The sequence below is a fragment of the Nocardiopsis sp. CNS-639 genome (assembly GCF_000381685.1).
GTDB classification, from domain to species: domain Bacteria; phylum Actinomycetota; class Actinomycetes; order Streptosporangiales; family Streptosporangiaceae; genus Nocardiopsis; species Nocardiopsis dassonvillei.
The window spans coordinates 400,341-418,980 of record NZ_KB906858.1; the positions used below are offsets into that span (position 1 = coordinate 400,341).

Sequence of the window (18,640 nt, forward strand, 5' to 3'; positions counted from 1 at the left end):
TGGACAACTCCGCCCGGGGCGCCCGGCGTGTCCGGAGCGGGGGATAAACCTCCGTAAAGAGTCACTCACGGTGACGTTTTCGACGCTCCGGGTGGTGCGGCGATCAACGGCGGGGAGCCCTCCCATCATGTTGAATGACGTCCATGATCGTGCGTCGAGTACTTCCTGATGAGATGAACGCCGTCAGTGAGCTGCGCCTGACGGCCTACACGGCCGACGGCCTCATGGACGTGAACCCGGCCTACGTCGAAACGCTCCGGCTCCTGGGCACGGACGGCCGCGGCGAGATCCTGGTCGCCGCCGACGAGAACCGGCTCCTGGGGACGGCCGTGTTCGAGCCCTGGTCTCCGGAGAGCGAGATCGCCCGCAACGCCGACGAGGCCGAGATCCGCGCCTTCGCCGTCGCTCCCGAGGCACGGGGGCGCGGCGTGGGGCGCGACCTGGTCAACGCGCTCGTCGACCGCGCCCGTGAGGAGGGGGTCTCCCGACTGCTGGTGGCCACCCTGCCCGAGATGGTCTCGACCCAGTACGTCTACCGCGCCCGCGGTTTCGAGCGGGTGCCCGAGCGCGACTGCGTCCCGCTGCCCGGCGTCGAGACGCTCGTCCACGAACTGGTCGTCAAGGCCTGAGCCGGCGCACGCCCGTCCTCCCGCCCCGGCCCGGGGCGGGGGAGGGGACACCGCTCAGGGGGTGACCGGGGCGGGGCGCAGTCGCTGCGCGGCCTCGGCCAGGGGCGCGCCCAGCGCCCCCTCCGCCAGCAGGTCCAGCACCGTGTCCGAGGCCGGGTGGCCCGTCAGCCACACGGTGCGGACGAACCGCTCCGCGCATCCGGCGTACCTGTCCCGGTCCCGGCCGGGCAGGAGCCCGCCGCCCTCCAGCAGGATCGCGTAGTCGTCCAGCACCGCCCAGACCTCCTGGTGCGACGTGGGAGCCCCCGCGGCCCCGCCGCGCAGCCGCCGGGCCCACCCGCCCAGGACGGGGTGGTGCACGTACAGATCCAGCACCGGGGACAGGTCCTCCTCCAGGGAGGCGAGCACCCGGGCCACCCGCTCACGCAGGCGCCAGGAACCGGGGGCGTCGCAGGCCTCCAACAGGCCGCACACCGCGCTCTCGGTGTCGCGGGCGGCCACCCACCGCTCCAGCAGGCGCTCGGTGTCCACCGGACGGCCCCGCTCCGCCAGGGCGAGCACCTCCTCGGCGTCCATACCGGACAGGGGCCGGGCCAGCGCGATGTCGGCCCCGGTCTGGCGCAGTTGGCGCACCATGAAGTGGTCGCCGAGGCCCGTGACGCGGAACCGGCCGCCGCCGACCCGGCGGACCGCGCCCAGGCCCTCCAGCGTCTCCAGCACCTGGCGCACGTGTTCCACCGGGTCCTCCCCGCGCAGGGCGATCCCGGGCCCGTACACGGCCACCAGCTGCGCGGGCGTGCGCGCGTCCCCGTGCACGAACAGGTCGGTGAGCAGCAGGAACGCCGTGACCCCGCGCAGGTCGGTCATGGCCAGCAGGGCGTCGGCCCAGGCGTCGGCGGCCGCCCCCGGCACACCGTCCCGCCAGGCCCGCGCCGCCCGGCCCGGCAGAACCCGGGTGTAGGTGGTGCGCAGCAGACCCGCGTCCCTGGCCACGGTGAACAGCGCGGCCACCCTCGCGGGCGCGACCCCCAGGTCGGCGGCGGCCCGGGCGGTGTCGTCCGGGGTGAGGGCGTCGTCCCCCTCGGCGCACAGGGGCCTTCCCCCGCCCGTCCACGCCGCCAGCCGCGCGGCGTCGGACAGGGGGCTGCACCGGCGCGCCGCCGCGTCCAGGACGGCCGGATCCGTCGGGACGACCGTCGGCAGCGCCTCGGGAACGCCGTCCCCGCCGACGCCGAGCCGGTCCAGGAGCGGTAGGGCGGCACTGTCGGTCCGGTCCTCGGGCGGCGGCGGACCGCCGGGCGCCAGGTCGACCGTGGCGATGGCGGCGCGCAGGCGGCGCGGGCTCTCCGCGGACAGTAACCGGTCCTGGTCGACCAGGAAGTCGCACCAGGTCAGCCAGGTGTCCCTGAGGTCGTCGGGCACACTGTCCCAGTCGCGGACGGTACGGGCGATGTCGTGGACGTCGGCGGTGGACCAGTCCCCGGTGTCGGGTGCGCCGGCGTCCAGGTGGGCGGCCAGCAGGAAGAGCAGGCTGTCGGTGTTCAGGACGGGCCGGGGCTCGATGGTCCCGGTCCAGTCCAGGCACGCGTGCACGGCGGAGTAGATGCGCTCAGTCATTGACATACCACCCGAAGTGCCGTGAGCCGCTGAAACGGGATCAGACTAACCGCGGGGCGCGGGCCCGCGCGGAAGAACGCCGAAATCACCCCTCGCCCCCGGCGAAGGCCGTCCGAAGCGGGGGAGGAGGCCGCCTCCGCACGCCGAAGCGCCGGTCCGGGGCCGCTCGCACCCGCGGGGCCGTCCCCTGCCCGGCGGAGACGGTCCGGGTCCGAGGAGACCCCGACCGATTCTCGCTCTTGGCCCCCCGCCAGACGGAGGCTGCCCGGGGCCGAGGAGGCCGCCGACCGGCCTCCGGCTCCCGGCCCGGCGGAGCCTCAGGCGCTGGTCCACCGCAGGAGCCGGTGCGCCTCGGTCGGGTCCGGGCACTCCCAGCGCCGTACCAGGCGCTCCACGGCGGCGGCCGGGACCGGCGCCCGCCTGCGGTCCAGGCGGGCCCGCAGCACCCGGGGCGGGGCCTCGACCGAGACGATCTCCACGCGCGCCCGGTAGGCGGCCGCCAGATCCACGCACTGGTCGCGCAGCGACCGCGAGACGTTGGTGGCGTTCCACACGAACGACCGCCCCGCGCGCAGGTGCTCGCGGGCGCGCGCGTGCGCGGCCGCCGCCACCGGCCGCTGGTCGGCGGTCGGGCGCACGCCCAGCTCGGCGCGCAGCGCGTCCAGGCTCACCACCGGCACGCCCGGCCGCTCGCGCGCGATCCAGGTGTCCTTGCCCGCACCCGGCAGCCCCGACATGACGGTCACCGTCATCCGGGTGTCGTCGTGGGCGGCGTAGTCCGGGTCGCGGTCGGGCTTGCGGAAGAACCAGAACCGGGCGTGGTCGGAGGGGAACCCCCTCGGCCGGTCCAGGCACCGCTGTTCCCGGCAGTACTCGCCGTACAGCCCGATGTTCTCCAGGACCTCCGCGGTGTCGCCGCAGCGGCGGCCCAGGATGTCGGCGGTGGCCAGGAGCACCAGGTCGTCGTTGCGCGCCACCAGGCTCACCCGGAACGCGATGCGGCGCAGGTCCGGGCGCTCCAGCGCCCAGAACGGCACCTGGTGGTGGCGCACCAGGGCCGCCACGTGCTCGCGCCAGCGCACCGCCTCCAGCGGCGAGGAGGCGGCCCCGGGTTCGGCCGCGGCCTCCCACAGCAGCCGGCGCGCCAGGAGGTCCCCGCGCCGCGAGTGGCCGTGCGCGGTCACCCGGCCGTCCTCCTCCCGGCGGGTGCACAGCGGTTTGGCGACGTCGTGCAGCAGCACGGCGGCGAACAGCCGCTCCCGCTCCGCGGCGGGGCGGGACCGCCACGCGGGCAGCTCGGCCAGCGCCTCGCACGCCATGCGGGTGTGCGTCTCCACGTCCCCCTCGGCGTGGTGCACCGGATCCTGTTCCACCCCGGCCAGGTCGCGCACCCACGGGAGGGCCTCGCGCACCCGCGCCCAGTCCAGGTCCCAGCGCGGCGGCGCCGGGCACAGCTCAGCGAACACCCGCATAGAGCACCTCCGGATCGGCCAGCCCGTTCGCTATCAGCGGCCGGTCCAGCCAGTGCGTTCCCGAGTCCAGGACGGCGGAGGTGAACCCCGGGCGCACCCACTTGTACCGGTCCACCGTGCGGCCGCCCTCCTCGACCTTGACGTAGAGCCCCTCCATGAGGTCGGAGCCGTCGCTCTCGGCCAGGGCGCGGCCGGGGTCGGCGCCCGCCGCCCCCGCCGCCTCGGCCAGGGCCCCGCGCCAGCCGGGGGTGCGGCAGGTGGAGGGGCCCACCAGGCGGGTCAGGTCCGCCAACCGCTCCAGCGGACCGGCGTGCAGCACGGGCACCGACACCACCGGAACGCCCTCCAGCAGCTCCCGGCGGCGCGGCGTGGACAGGAACACGTCCTCGCGGGTGTCGAGGACGTCGAACTCGCAGAAAAGATGCGGCAGCGCGTCGTAGAACACGGTGTGCTTGGCGTACAGCCACTCCCCGTACAGCACGTACCGCTCGCCCAGGCGCGGCCGCAGCAGCGGAGCCACGGTCGCCGCCCAGGCCTTGAACGGGGCGAAGTGCCGCTCGCGGGGGCCGCCGGTGAGGTAGTGGCCCCGGCTCTGGAGGCGCAGCTCGCCGCCGGGGCCGAAGCTGATCCCGGCGTTGGCGCCGTCCAGCTTCTCCTCCACCACCAGGTGGCGTCCGGCCAGCGCGGAGAAGGGCACGGCCGCCAGGTCGTGGTCGCCCCTCTGGAGGCGGGAGCCCCGGATGTGCCGGGTCCGCGGGTACTTGCGCATGGCCACGGTTGTACCGGTTCGTCCGGTCGCGCGGCCACCGGTTTTCGCCGCGTCGGCCGCCGGGGCCGCGCCGTGCGTCCTGCGGCGCTGGCCGCCCGGTCGCGTCAGCCGCCCTGGAGGGCCGGTCCTCCCGTGTCGGTCGCACCGTCCCACCGGTCGCCCCAGCCGCTCCGCCGCCCGGTCCGACCGAGGGCACCGGCCTCCCGGCGGTGTCGCGGCGGGCTCAGCGGTCCGCGACGCGGCGGTGCGCGCCCAGGGACGCGGCGTCGGCCGCCGCCAGGCCCTCGTACCAGCCGTCCTCGCTGGCGGGCCCGCGCACCCGCGAGTAGGTCAGCTCGCCGAAGGCCTCGGCCACGGCCGCCTCCACCTCGCGCTCTCGGGCGGCGAACACCGGAACCAGATCCGTCCCGGTCTCGGCCGCGGCGGCCTCCTCGGCGGAGCGCGCCGACTCCACCAGCCGCTCACCCACCCGCACCGAGAACGCGGACATGAACGAGGCGCGAAAGGCCCTGCCCGCCGCCCTGCCGGACCGGTCGCGCACCGAACCACTGACCCGCATCGCCGTCTCGGCCTGCACCAGCAGCGATGTGAACATCAGGTCCACCGCCTCCACGTCGCCCGGGAAGCCCATCACCGTGCACAGCCCCAGTTCCCGGTCCCACACGGCCCGGCAGTGGTTGGCCTCGGCGACCTCGTGCAGCAGCACCGCCTTGTGCTCGTCGTAGGGCGCGTCCACCGGCAGCCGCCGCCCCGAGGCGGCCTCCGACGCCTGCCCGGGTTCCTCGGCCAGCAGGGCGCGGTCGATGCTGTGCCGGGCCATCAGCTCCTGCGCGCGGGCGCTCAGCGCCTCCGCCTCGCTGGGGAACTCCGTGGACTCGGCCTTGGCCAGCAGCGCGCGCACGCGGGCCAGCTTGCCCTGGTCCACCGCCTCCGGGGTCCGCGCGGAGCCCTCGGGCCGCGGACGGAACGCCCCCGGCGGCGGGCACAGCCGGTGCAGCGGCGGCAGCACGCGCAGCGCGGCCAGCAGCCGCAGAGCCGTCTCCACCGCCTCGAAGCGCAGCAGCCCGTGCCCGGCGCCCACGTGCGCCAGGTAGTCCCCTGTGCCGCCCCAGGCCGGGGCGGCGCCCAGTTCGCGCACCTGCGCGGTCCAGCGCGGGTCCACCGTGTCGGGGGAGTGGCGGTCGAGGTCGGCCGTCACCGCGTCGGCGCACACCGACGCCGCCACCGGGTCCAGTACGCGGCCCGCCTGGCGGACCGTCTCGGCGGGCTGCCACCCGCGCGCCCACGCCGAGGCCACCCCCGCCAGGAGGGCGTCGCGGACGGCGCGGTCCGCCGCCCCGGCCCGCGCCGGGTCCTCGGCGTCGGCCAGCCGCGCGGCGGCCAGGTCCACGCCGCCGCCCTCCCGGCTGAGCACCAGCGCGTCGACCGCCTCCGAGACGACCTGCTCGGGGGAGTCCCCGGGCGCGGGACCGGCCCAGGGCTGGGCGCCCTGCCCGGCCGTGCGGCGGTCCCCGCCGCGCTGTCGCCCGCGGCCCTTCTTGCCCACGTGGTCCTCCGTTCGGCGCTGGTGTGCGACCAGCAGGCCATCCTACCGACCGGCGGGTCCGCGGCGGGCGGGCGCGAGCCCCGCAGGACGGTGGCGGGGGACACTCCCCGGCGCGGGGGAGTACGCCACCGCCACCGCCACCGCTGCCGCTGCCGTTGCCGTTGCCGCTGCCGGGGCGGGGCGGGGCCGGACACTCCTCGGCGTGGGGAGATACGGACACCCCTTCGCCTCCTCGCCCGCAGGGGTGAAGGCCCGAAGGCGCTCCACCGCAGCCGGTGCCGGGGCGGGGCCGGACACTCCTCGGCGGGGGAAGCACGGACATCCCTTCGCCCGCCGCGCCCGCAGGAGCGAGGGACCGAAGACGCTCCTCGACCGCGGGGGAGAACCGGGTCCGACACGCGCCACCGGAGCGGGGCGCCCGGCCGGGAGGAAGGGGCGTGAACGTCACCGGTGCGCCGACACCTGCTCCTCTGGGCGCCGTGAGCGGTAATCCCGCCTTGGCGCTCCGTGGCACCGGGTGCCCCGTCCGGAAAGGCGGAGCTTTCCTGTCCGAAGCACGGCGGAAACACGGGGCGCGTACCGTCGCCTCGCATCCGCAGCCACTGAGGAGTCTCCATGCGCCAGGGAACCGGGACCGACGGCCGCGACGACCCCCCGTCAGCGGGAACCGGCGGCGCCCGCTGCCCGGTCGCCCTCCCCCCGCACGGGGACACCGGCGCCGACACGCCCTGGGACGCGCTGCGCGACCGCCACGGCGGCCTGGTCCCGGTCGAGGTGGGCCCGGGCGTGCCGGGATGGCTCCTGCTCGGCTACCGGGAGAACCTCCAGGCGCTGCGCGACCACACCCTCTTCTCCGCCGACCCGCGCCCGTGGGGCGCCGAGGACTCCGCGCCCGCCCGCAGCGCCGCCCTGGCCCGCGACGGCGAGGAGCACCGGCGGCTGCGCGCGGCCGTCGCCGACACCCTGGCCAGGGTGGACACGCCCCGTCTGGTCCCCGTGGTCGAACGCGCCGCCGTGCACCTGCTCGGCCGGGTCGCGGCCGACGGCGCCGCCGACCTCATCGGCGGGTTCGCCGCCCCGCTGCCCGCCCTGGTCCTCAACGAGCTCTTCGGACTGCCCGACGCCTACGGCCGCCTGCTGGCCGACCTGGCCCCGCGGCTGTGGAGCGGCGAACCCGACCGGGCCGGTCCCGCCGCCACCGCGGTCCGCTCCTACTTCGCGGGCCTGGTCGCGCGCAAACGCGCCGACCCCGGACAGGACATGGCCGGCTGGCTGCTCGCCCACCCCGCCGGGCTCACCGACGACGAGGCGGCGGGGGCGCTGACGCTGCTGTGGGAGTCCGGGCACGAGCCCACCACCCACCTGATCGGCAACGCCCTGCTCCGGCTGCTGGAGGACCCGGGCGTGTGGACCGCCTACCTGGGCGGCACCCTCACCCCCGAGGACTTCATCGACTACGTGATGTGGACCGACTCCCCGATCCGCGTGCTCGGCGGGCGCTACCCGGTCGAGGATCTGAGCTTCTCCGGGGTCCGCGTCCGCAGGGGCGAGCCGCTGCTGCTGGGGTTGGCCTCCGCGCACACCGACCCGTCGGTGGCCCGCGGCGACGACGCGATGGCCCGGGCCGGAGACCGCTCCCACCTGTCCTGGGGCGCGGGCGCGCACCGCTGCCCCGCCACCGGCCTCACCCGCGAACTGGCGCGCACCGCCATCGACACCGCCGTGGACCGGCTGCGCGGCATGGTCCTGGCCGTCGAGCCAGAGGAGCTGCGCTGGCGCGCGTCCCTGGCCGTGCACGGTCTGGAGGAGCTGCCGGTGTGGTTCACCGCCACCGGGGAGCGCGCCGGGTCCGACGCGCCGGTGCGCGAGCGCGCCCCGGTCCCGGTGACGCGGCGTCTGCGCAGGAAGCGCGGGCCCGCCCCGCGCGGGGCGCGCTACCAGGCGCCCCTGGCGGGGGAGGACGGCGAGCGGGCACGGGAGGAGCGGCCCGCCCCTGCCCCGCGGTCCCGCGGGGTCGCGCGCGGCGCCGGGGCCCGCTACCAGGCGCCGTTCGCGCCGGAACGCGCCGACCCCGACGCCCTGGAGCGGTTGCTGGCGGCCTGGCGGTCGGGGGACTGACCGGCCGCGCGGGCGACCGCGGGCGTTCGGGCGCGCGCACACCGCCGCGACCGGTTGCGGCGGTACCGGCGGCCCGTCCCGCGTCGGCTACCCCTCGTCGGGGTCGACCACGACCAGTTCGGGGTGGAAGGCCTCCGGGTCCTCCAGCAGGGGCTGGTCCCCGCCGCGCAGGTGGTGGTCGAAGAACGCCAGGCTGTAGGTGCGCACCAGCTCCAGGCCGCGCTCGACGCCGACGTCGCCGTACAGGTTCCGCCACTGCTCGGGGGTGAAGAGTCCGGTCAGGCCGAGCTGCTCCACCAGCACGCCCCGGTCGATGCTGTTGGAGTGCCCCGATCCCTCCATGCGGATCCACTGCCGCCAGCCCTCCAGGCGCGGCCACATCTGCTCGACGCCGTCCCAGGTGTTGCCCTGGCCGTTCTCGATCAGCGCCAGCGGCTTGTCCAGCCCCTCCTCCACGGCGGGCGGGTAGTAGGGGCCGTCCAGGTTGATCCCGGCGTCCACCCGCTCCTCGGCCCGGAGCGTCTCGGCGGTGGCCGTGCCGCCCCAGGAGTGCCCGGCCATCCCGATCCGGGAGGCGTCGATGACCCGCGACCACCGCCACGCGGGGTCGGGGCCGGTGAGCCGGTCCAGGAGGAAGGAGACGTCCTCGGCCCGGTTGGTCGAACCCAGGGCCCACTCGCCGCTCTGGCACCCGGTGCACTCGGTGATCAGCCCGTCGGGGAACTCCACGGGCGCGGCCTCGTGGGCGTGGTCCACCCCGGCCACCACGAAGCCGTGGCTGGCCAGGTCCTCGGCCAGCGAGGACAGCTCGATCCGGTTGTGCCCCGCGCCGGGGGACAGCACCACCAGCGGGAACCCGTCGCGGGTGCGCGCGGGAGGCACGTCCAGGCGGGAGGAGGTGCGCACCCCGCTGTGCATGAGGTCGGCGGGCAGGTCCAGCCCCAGCCCCGCGATCATGGCCGCGGACTCGGCCTCGGTCATGTACGGCGCGGGCCGGCCCGAGTCCGCACGCGCCGGGTACCACAGGGTGACCATCAGCTGGCGGGGCCCGCCCACCCACACGTCCTCGCGCTCCCCGTCCACCAGGTGCAGGGTCGTCCTGCCCACCGGGTGGTCCCCGGTGGGCTCGGGCAGGGCGGCTCGGAGGGTGTCGGCGGAGGCGGCGCCGGAAGGTCCGGTGTCGGCCGCGGCCGTTCCGGACGCGGCCAGGGAGAGCGGCAGCGCCAGCGCTGCGAGCGCGGCGAGCGCGGTACCGGACCGGAGCGCGCGCGAGGAGGGGGAGGGGTGCGGTGAAGGGGGCATGGTGTCCCGTCGTTCGGTGCCGTCGTGGTCACCGCCCACGCTAGGAAGGGCGGCCCGCCCGGCGCCATCGGGACCTCCACCCCCCTTCCCCGGGGGTGTCCCGGAGGAGGGGGGTGGGGACAGCCCTACCCCGTGGCGTCCCACCAGCGGGTTCGGGGCTTCGGACCCACCGGACCACGGCCTCGCCTGCCGCCCGGTCCCGGACGACCGGGTTCGGGAAGCCGATTCCGCCGGAGCGCGCTCGCGTCCCCGGGGACGGCCCTCCCCACCGGATCCGGGGCCGCGTCCACCGGACCACGCCTTCGCCCGCGGGGCCGCCCCCGTCACCGGGTTCAGAGCGCCGGGTCCACCAGCAGCACCTCCAGCGTGCGCGGGCCGTGCACCCCCTCCACCCGGTTCAGCTCGATGTCGCTGGTCGCCGAGGGGCCGCTGATCCAGGTGAGCGGGCGCGACGGGTCCAGGAGCCGGACCGCCTGCGGCACCCCGTCCACCACCTGCTCGGCGCGCACCACGCACAGGTGGTAGTCCGGCACCAGGGTGACGGCCCGGCGCCCCTGGCCCGGCCCGCCGTCCAGGACGATCGTGCCGGTCTCGGCGACGGCCACCGCGCAGCCGGTGACCACGCCGTCCACGCCGGTGAGGTCGGCGACCGCCAGCGGCTCCTCACGCGAGTCGGGCAGCCGCTCGGCGGAGGCGTGCGTGAACCACTCCGGCGGCGCGTCCGCGGGGACGACCACCCGCCGCGCCCCCCGGCGCTCCAGCGCGGCGGCCACCTCGGCGGCCACGCGGTCGGCGCCCACCCGGCGCACCAGCGCGCGGTAGTCCAGCAGCCGGTCCTCCAGCACCTCCAGCGACGGTCCCACGCCGTGGCTGTCGGCGTAACCGCGCCCCGGCTCCCGCACCGGCGACTCGTCGGCGGGCACGTCGGCCAGCGCCCTCCTGACCCTGGCCAGGATCCGCTCGCGGCTGCTCATCGGCCCTCCCCCCCGCGCCTGTCCCACCACTGGCGGAAGGACTCGGCCGGGACGTCGGGCACGTCCCTGGTGTCGGTCCAGGCCCCCGCCGGGCCCGGCAGGTGGCGCGGGACCGCGCGGCGCCCAAGCCCCGCCGCCCGCTGGACCGCGCCCAGCGTCCGCGGGGAGGACAGCACCGCCTCGGCGCCCGCCATGAGCGCCTTCTCCCCCGCGTGCCCGGAGCGCTCCACGACCTCCTCGCGCAGGTGCACCAGCACCTCGGGGATGTCGATGGCCACCGGGCACACCTCGTAGCAGGCCCCGCACAGCGAGGACGCGTAGGGCAGCGCCTCGTCCACCGGCGAGGACATCCCCCGCAGCTGCGGGGTGAGGATCGCGCCGATCGGGCCCGGGTAGACCGAACCGTAGGGGTGCCCGCCGGTGCGCTCGTAGACCGGGCAGGTGTTCAGGCACGCCGAGCAGCGGATGCAGCGCAGCGCCTGGCGGCCCACGGTGTCGGCCAGCACGTCGGTGCGGCCGTTGTCCAGCAGTACCAGGTGGAACTCCTGGGGGCCGTCGCCCGGCGTCACCCCGGTCCAGGTGGAGGTGTAGGGGTTCATCCGCTCGCCGGTGGAGGAACGCGGCAGCAACTGGAGGAACACCTCCAGGTCCGACCAGGTCGGCACGATCTTCTCGATGCCGACCACGGAGATCAGCGTCCGGGGCAGGGTCAGGCACATGCGCCCGTTGCCCTCCGACTCCAGCACCACGAGCGTGCCGCTGTCGGCCACCGCGAAGTTGGCCCCCGAGATCGCGGTGCGGGTGCGCAGGAAGCGTTCGCGCAGGTGCACGCGGGCCGCCTCGGCCAGCGCCCGGGGGTCGTCGGTCAGGCCCCGGGGCGCGGGCACGCCCCACTCGGCCATCTGCTCCAGGAAGATCTCGCGGATCTGGGCGCGGCCCAGGTGGATGGCGGGCACCAGGATGTGCGAGGGCAGGTCCTCGCCCAGCTGCACGATCAGCTCGGCCAGGTCGGTCTCGTAGGCGGTGATCCCGGCGGCGGCGAGGGCGTCGTTGAGTTCGATCTCCTGGGTGGCCATCGACTTGACCTTGACCACGTCGGTCTCGCCGGTGTCCCGGACCAGCCGGGTGACGATCTCGTTGGCCTCGGCCGCGTCGGAGGCCCAGTGCACCCGTCCGCCCGCCCGGTGGACGGACTCCTCCAGCTGTTCCAGGTAGTGGTCCAGGTGGCGCAGGGTGTGCTCCTTGACCGCGGCGCCCTCCGCCCGCAGGCGCTGCCAGTCCTCGTGCAGCTCGTCGACGACGGAGGCGCGCTTGTCGCGGATGGTGTGCGTGGCCTTGCGCAGGTTGTGCCGCAGGCGGGCGTCGTTGACCGCGCCCGCGGCGGCCTCGGGAAAGGGCGGGATGCCCAGGAACGTCGCGCTCATCGGTATGCGCCCTCCTTGTCTCTTTGGACCTCCGCTTCGCTTCGGCCCACCCGTCGCCCGCCATCGCCCGTCGGGGACGCTGCGCGTCGGGACGGGCTACCGCCCTCAACGGACGCCTGCGGCGCGGTGTCTTCCTTGTTCGGGCGCCCGGAGAACGGGAACCTTCGGTGCCTTCGGCGTATTCGCTCGTGCCCGCCCGTCACCCGTCACCGCCCCAATCGATGCCTGCGGCGCGGTTCTTCCCACGGGAATCCGCCTCCGCCCCCTCCAGAACCCCGTGGGCGCCCTCCTTCTCGGTGCTGGCCAGGATCTCGGCCAGGTGCGCCACCCTCATCCCCGACCGCTGCCGGGACAGGGTGCCGCCGATGTGCATCAGGCAGGAGTTGTCCACCGCGCACAGCACCTCGGCGCCGGTCTCCACGGCGTGGCGGGCCTTGTCCGCGCCCATGGCCGAGGACACGTCGCCGTTCTTGACCGCGAAGGTGCCGCCGAAGCCGCAGCACTCGGTGGCCCCGGGCAGCTCCACCAGCTCCAGGCCGCGCACGGCGCGCAGCAGCCGGTAGGGGCGGTCGCCCAGGCCGAGCATGCGCAGCCCGTGGCAGGTGGGGTGGTAGGCCACCTTGTGCGGGTAGTAGGCGCCCACGTCCGTCACACCGAGCACGTCCACCAGGAACTCGGTGAGGTCGTACACGCGCGGGGCGAGGTCGGCCACCTTGCGCGACAGGCGGCTCCCGCTCGCGCCCAGCCGCGGGTAGTTGTCGCGGACCATGGCAGCGCAGGAGGCGGAGGGGACCACGACGGCGTCGGCGCCCTCGAAGGTGCGCACGAAGCGCACGGCCAGACGGCTCGCCGAGCGCCGGTAACCGGTGTTGTAGTGCATCTGCCCGCAGCAGGTCTGGCCCTCGGGGAAGACCACCTCGTGCCCCAGGCGCTCCAGGAGGCGCACGACCGCCCGTCCGGTGTCGGGGAACAGTGTGTCGTTGACGCAGGTGATGAACAGCGCGATCCGCATGTGCCTCCTTCGTGCCCCGCCGACCGGCGCGCGCGTGCGGACCCGCCGGGTCGGCCCACGCGGTGCGCTGCCATGGCGGAACTGCTCGCCACGAGCCTGGGGTGGTCGGACCACTTTCGCACGCCGGGAAGCATCTGGGCAAGGAAAGGGGTGAAAGTGGCGATGCGGGGCGAGGTGGTGGAGAATTGGTATGATCTCTTGAAGGCCATGGTGGTGTGGGTCACGCGAGAACCCAGCCCCGCTCCCGCACCCGTCCCGGCCCCGTCGGGCCGACGGACGGCCCGGGCCACCGCGCAGACTGGAGGGATCTTCCGTGAGCGACCCCGACGCCGGGCGCACCACCGTCACCCGGCGCGCCGCCGACCGGATCAAGGCGATGATCGCCGACGGGCGGGTCGGGCCGGGGGAGCGCCTGCCCACCGAACGCGACCTGTCCGCGCAGCTCGGGGTGTCCCGCAGCTCCATGCGCGAGGCCATCCGCTCCCTGACCACGCTCGGCGTCCTGGAGTCCCGCCACGGCGCGGGCGTCTACGTCACCGCGCTGCGCCCCGCCGACCTGCTGGAGACCTTCTCCGTCCTGGCCGAGGTCTCCCAGGGGCACACCCTCCTGGAGGTCCTCCAGGTGCGGCGCATGCTCGAACCCGCCGCCACCGCCCTGGCCGCCGCGCGCGCCAGCGACGAGGACCTCGACCGCATCGGCGCCCTGCTGGAGCGGATCGAGGGCGGGGACGACACCTCCGGCGCCGACACCGTCGCCGCCGACCTGGGCTTCCACCAGGCCATCGTGGCCAGCACCGGCAACGCCACCCTGGCCGCGGTCAACGACGGCCTGTCCTCGCGCACCTTCCACGCCCGCGTGTGGGCGGGGCACCGGGAGGCCGGGCTCACCGCCAAGCTGCGCGAGGACCACCTGCGTATCCACGAGGCCCTGGTGGCACGCGACCCCGACGCCGCCCGGGCCGCCGCGACCGTGCACGTCCTGCGCGTGGAGCGCTGGCTCAGCGCGGACCTGGCCGACTGAGCGCCGCCGTTCCGCCGCGCCTCCCCGTTCCGCCGCGCCTCCCCGTTCCGCCGTGCCGACGCCCCCTCGGCTCAGCCGGGCCGCCTGCCGCGGTCGCGGACCCTGTCGGCGAACTCCTCGGCCCGCAGCAGCCGCGCCAGGTCCTCGCGCCGGGCGGTCGGCGGGCGCCCCCCGCCGGCCTCGGGCGCCTGGTCGGGGATCTCCTGGCCCAGCTCCGCGTCGATGCCCAGGACGTCGTGGTCCTCGATCTCCTCGATCCGGTGGCCCTCCGGGAAGTACCGCAGGAAGTCGGCCACCGCGGAGTCCTGGTCCGCGGCCCCCACGTCCGTGTCCGCGTCCACGTCGTCGTCGTAGCCGGGGTCCCAGGCCCCCGTGTCGAACTCGTCGAAGCCCTCGGTTGACTCTGTCACCGGCGTCCCCCTCACGCTCGGTTCCTCATTCCGATCATGCCCGCTCCGACCGGAGGACGCCAGGGGCTGATGCGAGGGGAGAGGCGGGTGTGAAACCGGGCGAGGTGACGCACGGTAGGCTTCTGCCGCGCTGTCCGATATGTGAACGGAGCCCCCTCTGTCGTGCGCGAGCGCGTTCGAGTCATCGTCGACGCCCCCTGGTTCCAGGCCTGCGTCATCACCCTCATCCTCGTCAACGCCGTCATCCTCGGTGCGGAGACCTCACCCCGGGTGACGGACTCCTACGGCCGCCTCCTGCGCGCCGTCGACCTGACCATCCTCGCCCTGTTCGTCCTGGAACTGGGGATGCGGATGTACGCCCACCGGCGGGAGTTCTTCCGCGACCCCTGGAGCTGGTTCGACCTGGTGATCGTCGGCATCGCGCTGCTGCCCGCCTCCGGCCCCTTCTCGGTGCTGCGGGTCCTGCGCGTGCTGCGGGTGCTGCGCCTGCTGTCGGTGATCCCGACCCTGCGCCACGTCGTCACCGGCCTGTTCCGGGCCCTGCCCGGCATGATGTCCATCCTGTTCCTGGTGATACTGCTGCTGTACGTGTCGGCGGTCATGGCCACCGAACTCTTCGCCGACGTCTCGCCGCAGTACTTCGCCGACCTGCCCGCGTCGCTGTTCACCCTGTTCCAGATCGCCACCGCGGACGGCTGGGGCACCATCGCCAAGGACGTGATGGAGCACAAGCCGATGGCGTGGGTGTTCTTCGTGGTCTTCGTGCTGGTGTCCACGCTGGTGGCGCTCAACCTGTTCATCGCCGTGGCCGTGGAGGCCCTGGAGAAGGACGACGAGGAGAGCGGCGGCGGTGGCGGTGGCGGCGGCTCCGCGGGCCGGAGGGGCGGGGGCTCCGACGACGGCGGCCCCGACGGGGGACAGGCCGTGATCCTGGCCGAGCTGCGGGCGCTGCGCGCGGAGGTGGCCGTGCTGCGGCGGGAGCGCGAGGAGGAGGCCAGCGGCCTGCGCTGAGCGGCGTGCCGGAACCGGTTCCGTGCCGCGCGCGAAAGTCCGCGACCGGGCCTGTGGACAACCCCCGCGGGCCCGGTTTTTCGTGAAAGGCTTGTCCTCGGAAGCACAGCCGCGCACCGCGGGCGGCGCGCGGACCGAGCACCCGCGCCGTGCCGCCGGAGCGCCGACCGACGAGGAGCCGCCGGATGTCTGCCAGTACACCTCTCCCGCGCGCTGAGGACACCGGAGAACGCGCCCGACCGGGCGTTCCCCTGGACCAGCGGGACGAGTGGACCGCGCTGCGCGAGCACCACGGGCGGTGGGGCTCCACCGACCTGCGCGAGCTGTTCGCCGACGACCCCGGCCGGGCCGAACGGTACACGCTCGACGTCGGCGACCTGCACGTGGACTACTCCAAGAACCTCGTCACCGACGAGACCCTGCGCCTGCTCGCCGACCTGGCCGGGGCCACCCGGGTCGCCGACCTGCGCGACGCCATGCTGGGCGGCGAGCACGTCAACCTCACCGAGGACCGCGCCGTCCTGCACACCGCCCTGCGCGCGCCGCGCGGGCAGGTGATCAGCACCGACGGCCGCGATGTCGTCCCCGAGGTCCAGGAGGTCCTGGACCGGATGGCGGAGTTCGCCGACCGGATCCGCGCCCGGGAGTGGCTGGGCCACACCGGCCAGCCGGTGCGCCGGATCGTCAACATCGGCATCGGCGGCTCCGACCTGGGGCCCGCCATGGCCTACGAGGCGCTGCGCCCCTACACCGACCGCGGGCTGGAGTTCCGGTTCGTCTCCAACGTGGACGGCACCGACCTGCACGAGGCGCTGGTGGACGCCGACCCGGCCACGACGCTGTTCGTGGTCGCCTCCAAGACCTTCACCACGGTCGAGACCATCACCAACGCCACCGAGGCCCGCACCTGGCTGCTGGACGGGCTGGGCCTCAAGGGCGACGATGACGACGGCGCCATCGCCAGGCACTTCGCCGCCGTCTCCACCAACGGCGAGGCGGTGGCGAAGTTCGGCATCGACACCCGCAACATGTTCGGGTTCTGGGACTGGGTGGGCGGCCGCTACTCCTACGACTCCGCCATCGGCCTGTCCCTGATGGTGGCGGTGGGCCCCGAGCGGTTCCGGGAGATGCTCGCCGGGTTCCACCTGATGGACACCCACTTCGCGACGGCCCCCGTCGAGCGCAACCTGCCCTTCCTGCTGGGCCTGCTCGGCGTGTGGTACGGCAACTTCCACGGCGCCCAGACCCACGCGGTGCTGCCCTACAGCCACCACATGTCCAAGTTCCCCGCCTACCTCCAGCAGCTCGACATGGAGTCCAACGGCAAGTCGGTGCAGCGCGACGGGCGCCCCGTCCACTGGCAGACCGGTCCGGTGGTGTGGGGCACTCCGGGCACCAACGGCCAGCACGCCTACTTCCAGCTGCTGCACCAGGGCACCCGGTTCGTGCCCGCCGACCTCCTCGGCTTCGCCAACCCGGCCCCCGACCTGCCCGAGCACCTGGTGCCCCAGCACGACCTGCTCATGGCCAACCTGTTCGCCCAGGGGCAGGCGCTGGCCTTCGGCCGCACCGCGGAGGAGGTCGCCGCCGAGGGCGTGTCCGCCGACCTGGTCCCGCACCGGACCTTCGAGGGCAACCGGCCCACGACGACCATCCTCGCCGACCGGCTCAGCCCGTCGGTGCTCGGGCAGCTGGTCGCCCTCTACGAGCACAAGGTGTTCGTCCAGGGCGCGGTGTGGAACATCAACTCCTTCGACCAGTGGGGTGTGCAGCTGGGCAAGGTGCTGGCCAAGCGGGTCGAGCCCGCCCTCACCGAGGGCGCCGACGTGTCCGGGCTGGACGCCTCCACCACCTCCCTGGTGCGGCGCTACCGTTCCATGCGCGGCAGGGACTGACCACGGCGGTGGCGGTGCGACCGGCGGACCCCGCCGGTCGCACCGCCACCTGACCCGCCGCCTCCTCCTTCTGAGGGGTCCCGCGCCCTCGGAAGCGGGCGGGGCTGAGATGGCGAGACCGCCAGCGCGTCCGGCGAGCAGGGGAAGGACGCTGCCTCACTCCCGGCCGATTCGGGCAGGCCGGGGAGCCCCCTCGGGACGGGAAACGGGCCTTCGCGCCCGCACGGCACCGGGCGAACCGGTGCCCGTTGAGCGGGGGACAGGCGTGATTTGCTTCCCTACCTAACGGTAGGTAGGGTGATGTGCGTGGGCGGGTCCCCCGCCCGCGTCCACCCCACCACACGAGAGGTCGTCTTCCATGACCACCGACACCCGAGTCCGCGCCATGAACGTCTACGCCGCGCACTTCGCCGCGCACGGCTACCGCGGCGCCTCCCTGGAGGCCGTCGCCCGCGAGGTCGGCGTGCGCAAGCCGTCCCTGTACCACCACTTCCCCGGAGGCAAGGAGACCCTGCACAAGCTCGTCGCCCTGGACTTCATCACCCGGCGCGGCGAACAACTCGCCCTGGCCCTGGACACCCCCGGCGGGCTCGCCGAGCAGCTGCGCGCGGTCGTCACCACCGCCGTGGCCGACCCGACCGGGGCCACCACCTCCTTCGAGCAGCACCTGTTCGACTCGCTCGGCCAGCTCGAAGAGGACGTGCAGAAGGAACTGCGCGACGCCTACGTCTCCACCCTGCTCGACCCCATGACCGCGCGTTTCCGTGCGGCCGTGGCCGAGGGCGAGGTCGCCGACCGGGACCCGGCCGTGCTGTGCAACGCCTTCCTGCACCTGGCCCGCGCCGTGGACATGATGGGTGATCCCGAGCAGGCCGCCGACACCCTGGTCGGGCTCTTCCTCGACGGCGCCCGCGCCGCGGCCTGACCCCTCGCCCCGCCCGCCCCGGAGGAACCCCGTGTCCCTCCGGGACGGGCCGGGGCCGGTCCGCGCGACGGCCGACACCTGCGGCGCGCGGGGGCCGTGAGGAGAGAGAGGCTTCCGGACGCATCGCGCCGCGGAGTCCGTCGCGGAGCTGGGAAGTGTCGGGCGCTTGGGGCCCGGCCCGCGCGCGTGTGGCGGGATCAGGCCGATCAGGGCGTCACCGACCACGACCTCGCCCGGCCCGCGCACGTGGCGGGACACGTGGTGGGGCCGGTGGGTGTGCACGCCCCCGAGCCCCGGTCCACGCGCGTACGGACACCGGATTAATTCCGTTGCCCGCGCCGCCCCGGCCGGTTAGCCTGGGCTCAACATGCGCATGTGACATCGAGACCGACGACCGCCGAGCGCGCGGGGCTCGCCCACCGTGGCTGGAGCCGGATCCCCGCTCGGCGTGTACTGGCACTGTCCCCGGTGCGGTCTCGATGTCGACGACCTCCGTGTCGTCCCCGGACCGCGCC

At 75.1% G+C, this 18,640-nt stretch carries 15 protein-coding genes; 6 read left to right on the top strand and 9 right to left on the bottom strand.

From position 1 onward, the window contains the following. The first annotated feature begins 173 nt into the window (after positions 1-173). Positions 174-629 (top strand): GNAT family N-acetyltransferase, encoded by a 456-nt coding sequence (locus tag G011_RS0111010; protein ID WP_019608527.1) that lies wholly within the window; start codon positions 174-176, stop codon positions 627-629. A gap of 54 nt (positions 630-683) precedes the next feature. Here G011_RS0111010 and G011_RS0111015 read toward each other — a convergent pair whose 3' ends face one another. The 4 genes from G011_RS0111015 to G011_RS0111030 all read right to left on the bottom strand — a co-directional run bounded on the left by G011_RS0111015 (position 684) and on the right by G011_RS0111030 (position 6,033). Further along, positions 684-2,246, bottom strand: a complete 1,563-nt coding sequence (locus G011_RS0111015; RefSeq protein ID WP_019608528.1) for a hypothetical protein — start codon at positions 2,244-2,246, stop codon at positions 684-686. Positions 2,247-2,563: 317 nt separating this feature from the next. Continuing rightward, on the bottom strand, positions 2,564-3,718 hold the full coding sequence (locus G011_RS0111020) for an AAA family ATPase (RefSeq protein ID WP_019608529.1): 1,155 nt from the start codon (positions 3,716-3,718) through the stop codon (positions 2,564-2,566). Then, positions 3,702-4,487 carry an RNA ligase family protein gene (locus G011_RS0111025; protein WP_036552531.1) on the bottom strand — a complete coding sequence of 262 codons (786 nt, stop codon included), beginning with the start codon at positions 4,485-4,487 and terminating at the stop codon, positions 3,702-3,704. The genes G011_RS0111020 and G011_RS0111025 overlap by 17 nt, the downstream gene beginning before the upstream one ends. A 223-nt stretch (positions 4,488-4,710) precedes the next feature. Then, on the bottom strand, positions 4,711-6,033 hold the full coding sequence (locus tag G011_RS0111030; RefSeq protein WP_019608531.1) for a DUF2786 domain-containing protein: 1,323 nt from the start codon (positions 6,031-6,033) through the stop codon (positions 4,711-4,713). A 615-nt stretch (positions 6,034-6,648) separates the two neighbouring features. Here G011_RS0111030 and G011_RS0111040 point away from each other — a divergent pair. After that, a complete protein-coding gene (locus G011_RS0111040; protein ID WP_019608532.1) occupies positions 6,649-8,151 on the top strand; it encodes a cytochrome P450 in 1,503 nt (500 codons plus the stop codon). 87 nt (positions 8,152-8,238) lie between these two features. On the opposite strand, the gene G011_RS0111045 is transcribed toward G011_RS0111040, so the two are convergent. From G011_RS0111045 to G011_RS0111060, 4 genes are all read right to left on the bottom strand, one after another. Next, a complete protein-coding gene (locus tag G011_RS0111045; protein ID WP_231391419.1) occupies positions 8,239-9,453 on the bottom strand; it encodes an acetylhydrolase in 1,215 nt (404 codons plus the stop codon). 332 nt (positions 9,454-9,785) lie between these two features. After that, positions 9,786-10,427, bottom strand: a complete 642-nt coding sequence (locus G011_RS0111050) for an LUD domain-containing protein (protein WP_019608534.1) — start codon at positions 10,425-10,427, stop codon at positions 9,786-9,788. Further along, on the bottom strand, positions 10,424-11,851 hold the full coding sequence (locus G011_RS0111055) for a lactate utilization protein B (RefSeq protein ID WP_019608535.1): 1,428 nt from the start codon (positions 11,849-11,851) through the stop codon (positions 10,424-10,426). Before G011_RS0111055 ends, G011_RS0111050 begins: the two co-directional genes overlap by 4 nt. Positions 11,852-12,050: 199 nt before the next feature. Beyond that, the gene (locus G011_RS0111060; RefSeq protein WP_019608536.1) at positions 12,051-12,863 is read right to left on the bottom strand and encodes a (Fe-S)-binding protein; all 813 of its coding nucleotides are present in this window, start codon (positions 12,861-12,863) and stop codon (positions 12,051-12,053) included. Positions 12,864-13,176: 313 nt separating this feature from the next. On the opposite strand from G011_RS0111060, the gene G011_RS0111065 reads away from it, so the two are divergent. Next, on the top strand, positions 13,177-13,884 hold the full coding sequence (locus tag G011_RS0111065; protein WP_019608537.1) for a FadR/GntR family transcriptional regulator: 708 nt from the start codon (positions 13,177-13,179) through the stop codon (positions 13,882-13,884). A gap of 71 nt (positions 13,885-13,955) precedes the next feature. Here the strand turns inward: G011_RS0111065 and G011_RS0111070 are convergent, their stop codons facing one another. Next, positions 13,956-14,294 carry a hypothetical protein gene (locus G011_RS0111070; protein ID WP_019608538.1) on the bottom strand — a complete coding sequence of 113 codons (339 nt, stop codon included), beginning with the start codon at positions 14,292-14,294 and terminating at the stop codon, positions 13,956-13,958. Between the two features lie 162 nt (positions 14,295-14,456). On the opposite strand from G011_RS0111070, the gene G011_RS0111075 reads away from it, so the two are divergent. The 3 genes from G011_RS0111075 (at position 14,457) to G011_RS0111085 (ending at position 18,125) form a co-directional block, all read left to right on the top strand. After that, positions 14,457-15,305 (top strand): ion transporter, encoded by an 849-nt coding sequence (locus G011_RS0111075; protein WP_013153615.1) that lies wholly within the window; start codon positions 14,457-14,459, stop codon positions 15,303-15,305. A 185-nt stretch (positions 15,306-15,490) separates the two neighbouring features. Then, positions 15,491-17,200, top strand: a complete 1,710-nt coding sequence (gene pgi, locus G011_RS0111080) for a glucose-6-phosphate isomerase (RefSeq protein WP_019608539.1) — start codon at positions 15,491-15,493, stop codon at positions 17,198-17,200. 358 nt (positions 17,201-17,558) lie between these two features. Further along, positions 17,559-18,125 (top strand): TetR/AcrR family transcriptional regulator, encoded by a 567-nt coding sequence (locus G011_RS0111085; protein WP_019608540.1) that lies wholly within the window; start codon positions 17,559-17,561, stop codon positions 18,123-18,125. The last annotated feature ends 515 nt before the right edge of the window (positions 18,126-18,640 follow it).

What these genes read in the sequence shown, in the direction of transcription:
- G011_RS0111010 (WP_019608527.1), top strand. Translation starts at nt 174, where the DNA reads ATGAACGCCGTCAGTGAGCTGCGCCTGACGGCCTACACGGCCGACGGC.
- G011_RS0111015 (WP_019608528.1), bottom strand. Translation starts at nt 2,246, where the DNA reads ATGACTGAGCGCATCTACTCCGCCGTGCACGCGTGCCTGGACTGGACC.
- G011_RS0111020 (WP_019608529.1), bottom strand. Translation starts at nt 3,718, where the DNA reads ATGCGGGTGTTCGCTGAGCTGTGCCCGGCGCCGCCGCGCTGGGACCTG.
- G011_RS0111025 (WP_036552531.1), bottom strand. Translation starts at nt 4,487, where the DNA reads ATGCGCAAGTACCCGCGGACCCGGCACATCCGGGGCTCCCGCCTCCAG.
- G011_RS0111040 (WP_019608532.1), top strand. Translation starts at nt 6,649, where the DNA reads ATGCGCCAGGGAACCGGGACCGACGGCCGCGACGACCCCCCGTCAGCG.
- G011_RS0111045 (WP_231391419.1), bottom strand. Translation starts at nt 9,453, where the DNA reads ATGCCCCCTTCACCGCACCCCTCCCCCTCCTCGCGCGCGCTCCGGTCC.
- G011_RS0111050 (WP_019608534.1), bottom strand. Translation starts at nt 10,427, where the DNA reads ATGAGCAGCCGCGAGCGGATCCTGGCCAGGGTCAGGAGGGCGCTGGCC.
- G011_RS0111055 (WP_019608535.1), bottom strand. Translation starts at nt 11,851, where the DNA reads ATGAGCGCGACGTTCCTGGGCATCCCGCCCTTTCCCGAGGCCGCCGCG.
- G011_RS0111060 (WP_019608536.1), bottom strand. Translation starts at nt 12,863, where the DNA reads ATGCGGATCGCGCTGTTCATCACCTGCGTCAACGACACACTGTTCCCC.
- pgi (WP_019608539.1), top strand. Translation starts at nt 15,491, where the DNA reads ATGTCTGCCAGTACACCTCTCCCGCGCGCTGAGGACACCGGAGAACGC.
- G011_RS0111085 (WP_019608540.1), top strand. Translation starts at nt 17,559, where the DNA reads ATGACCACCGACACCCGAGTCCGCGCCATGAACGTCTACGCCGCGCAC.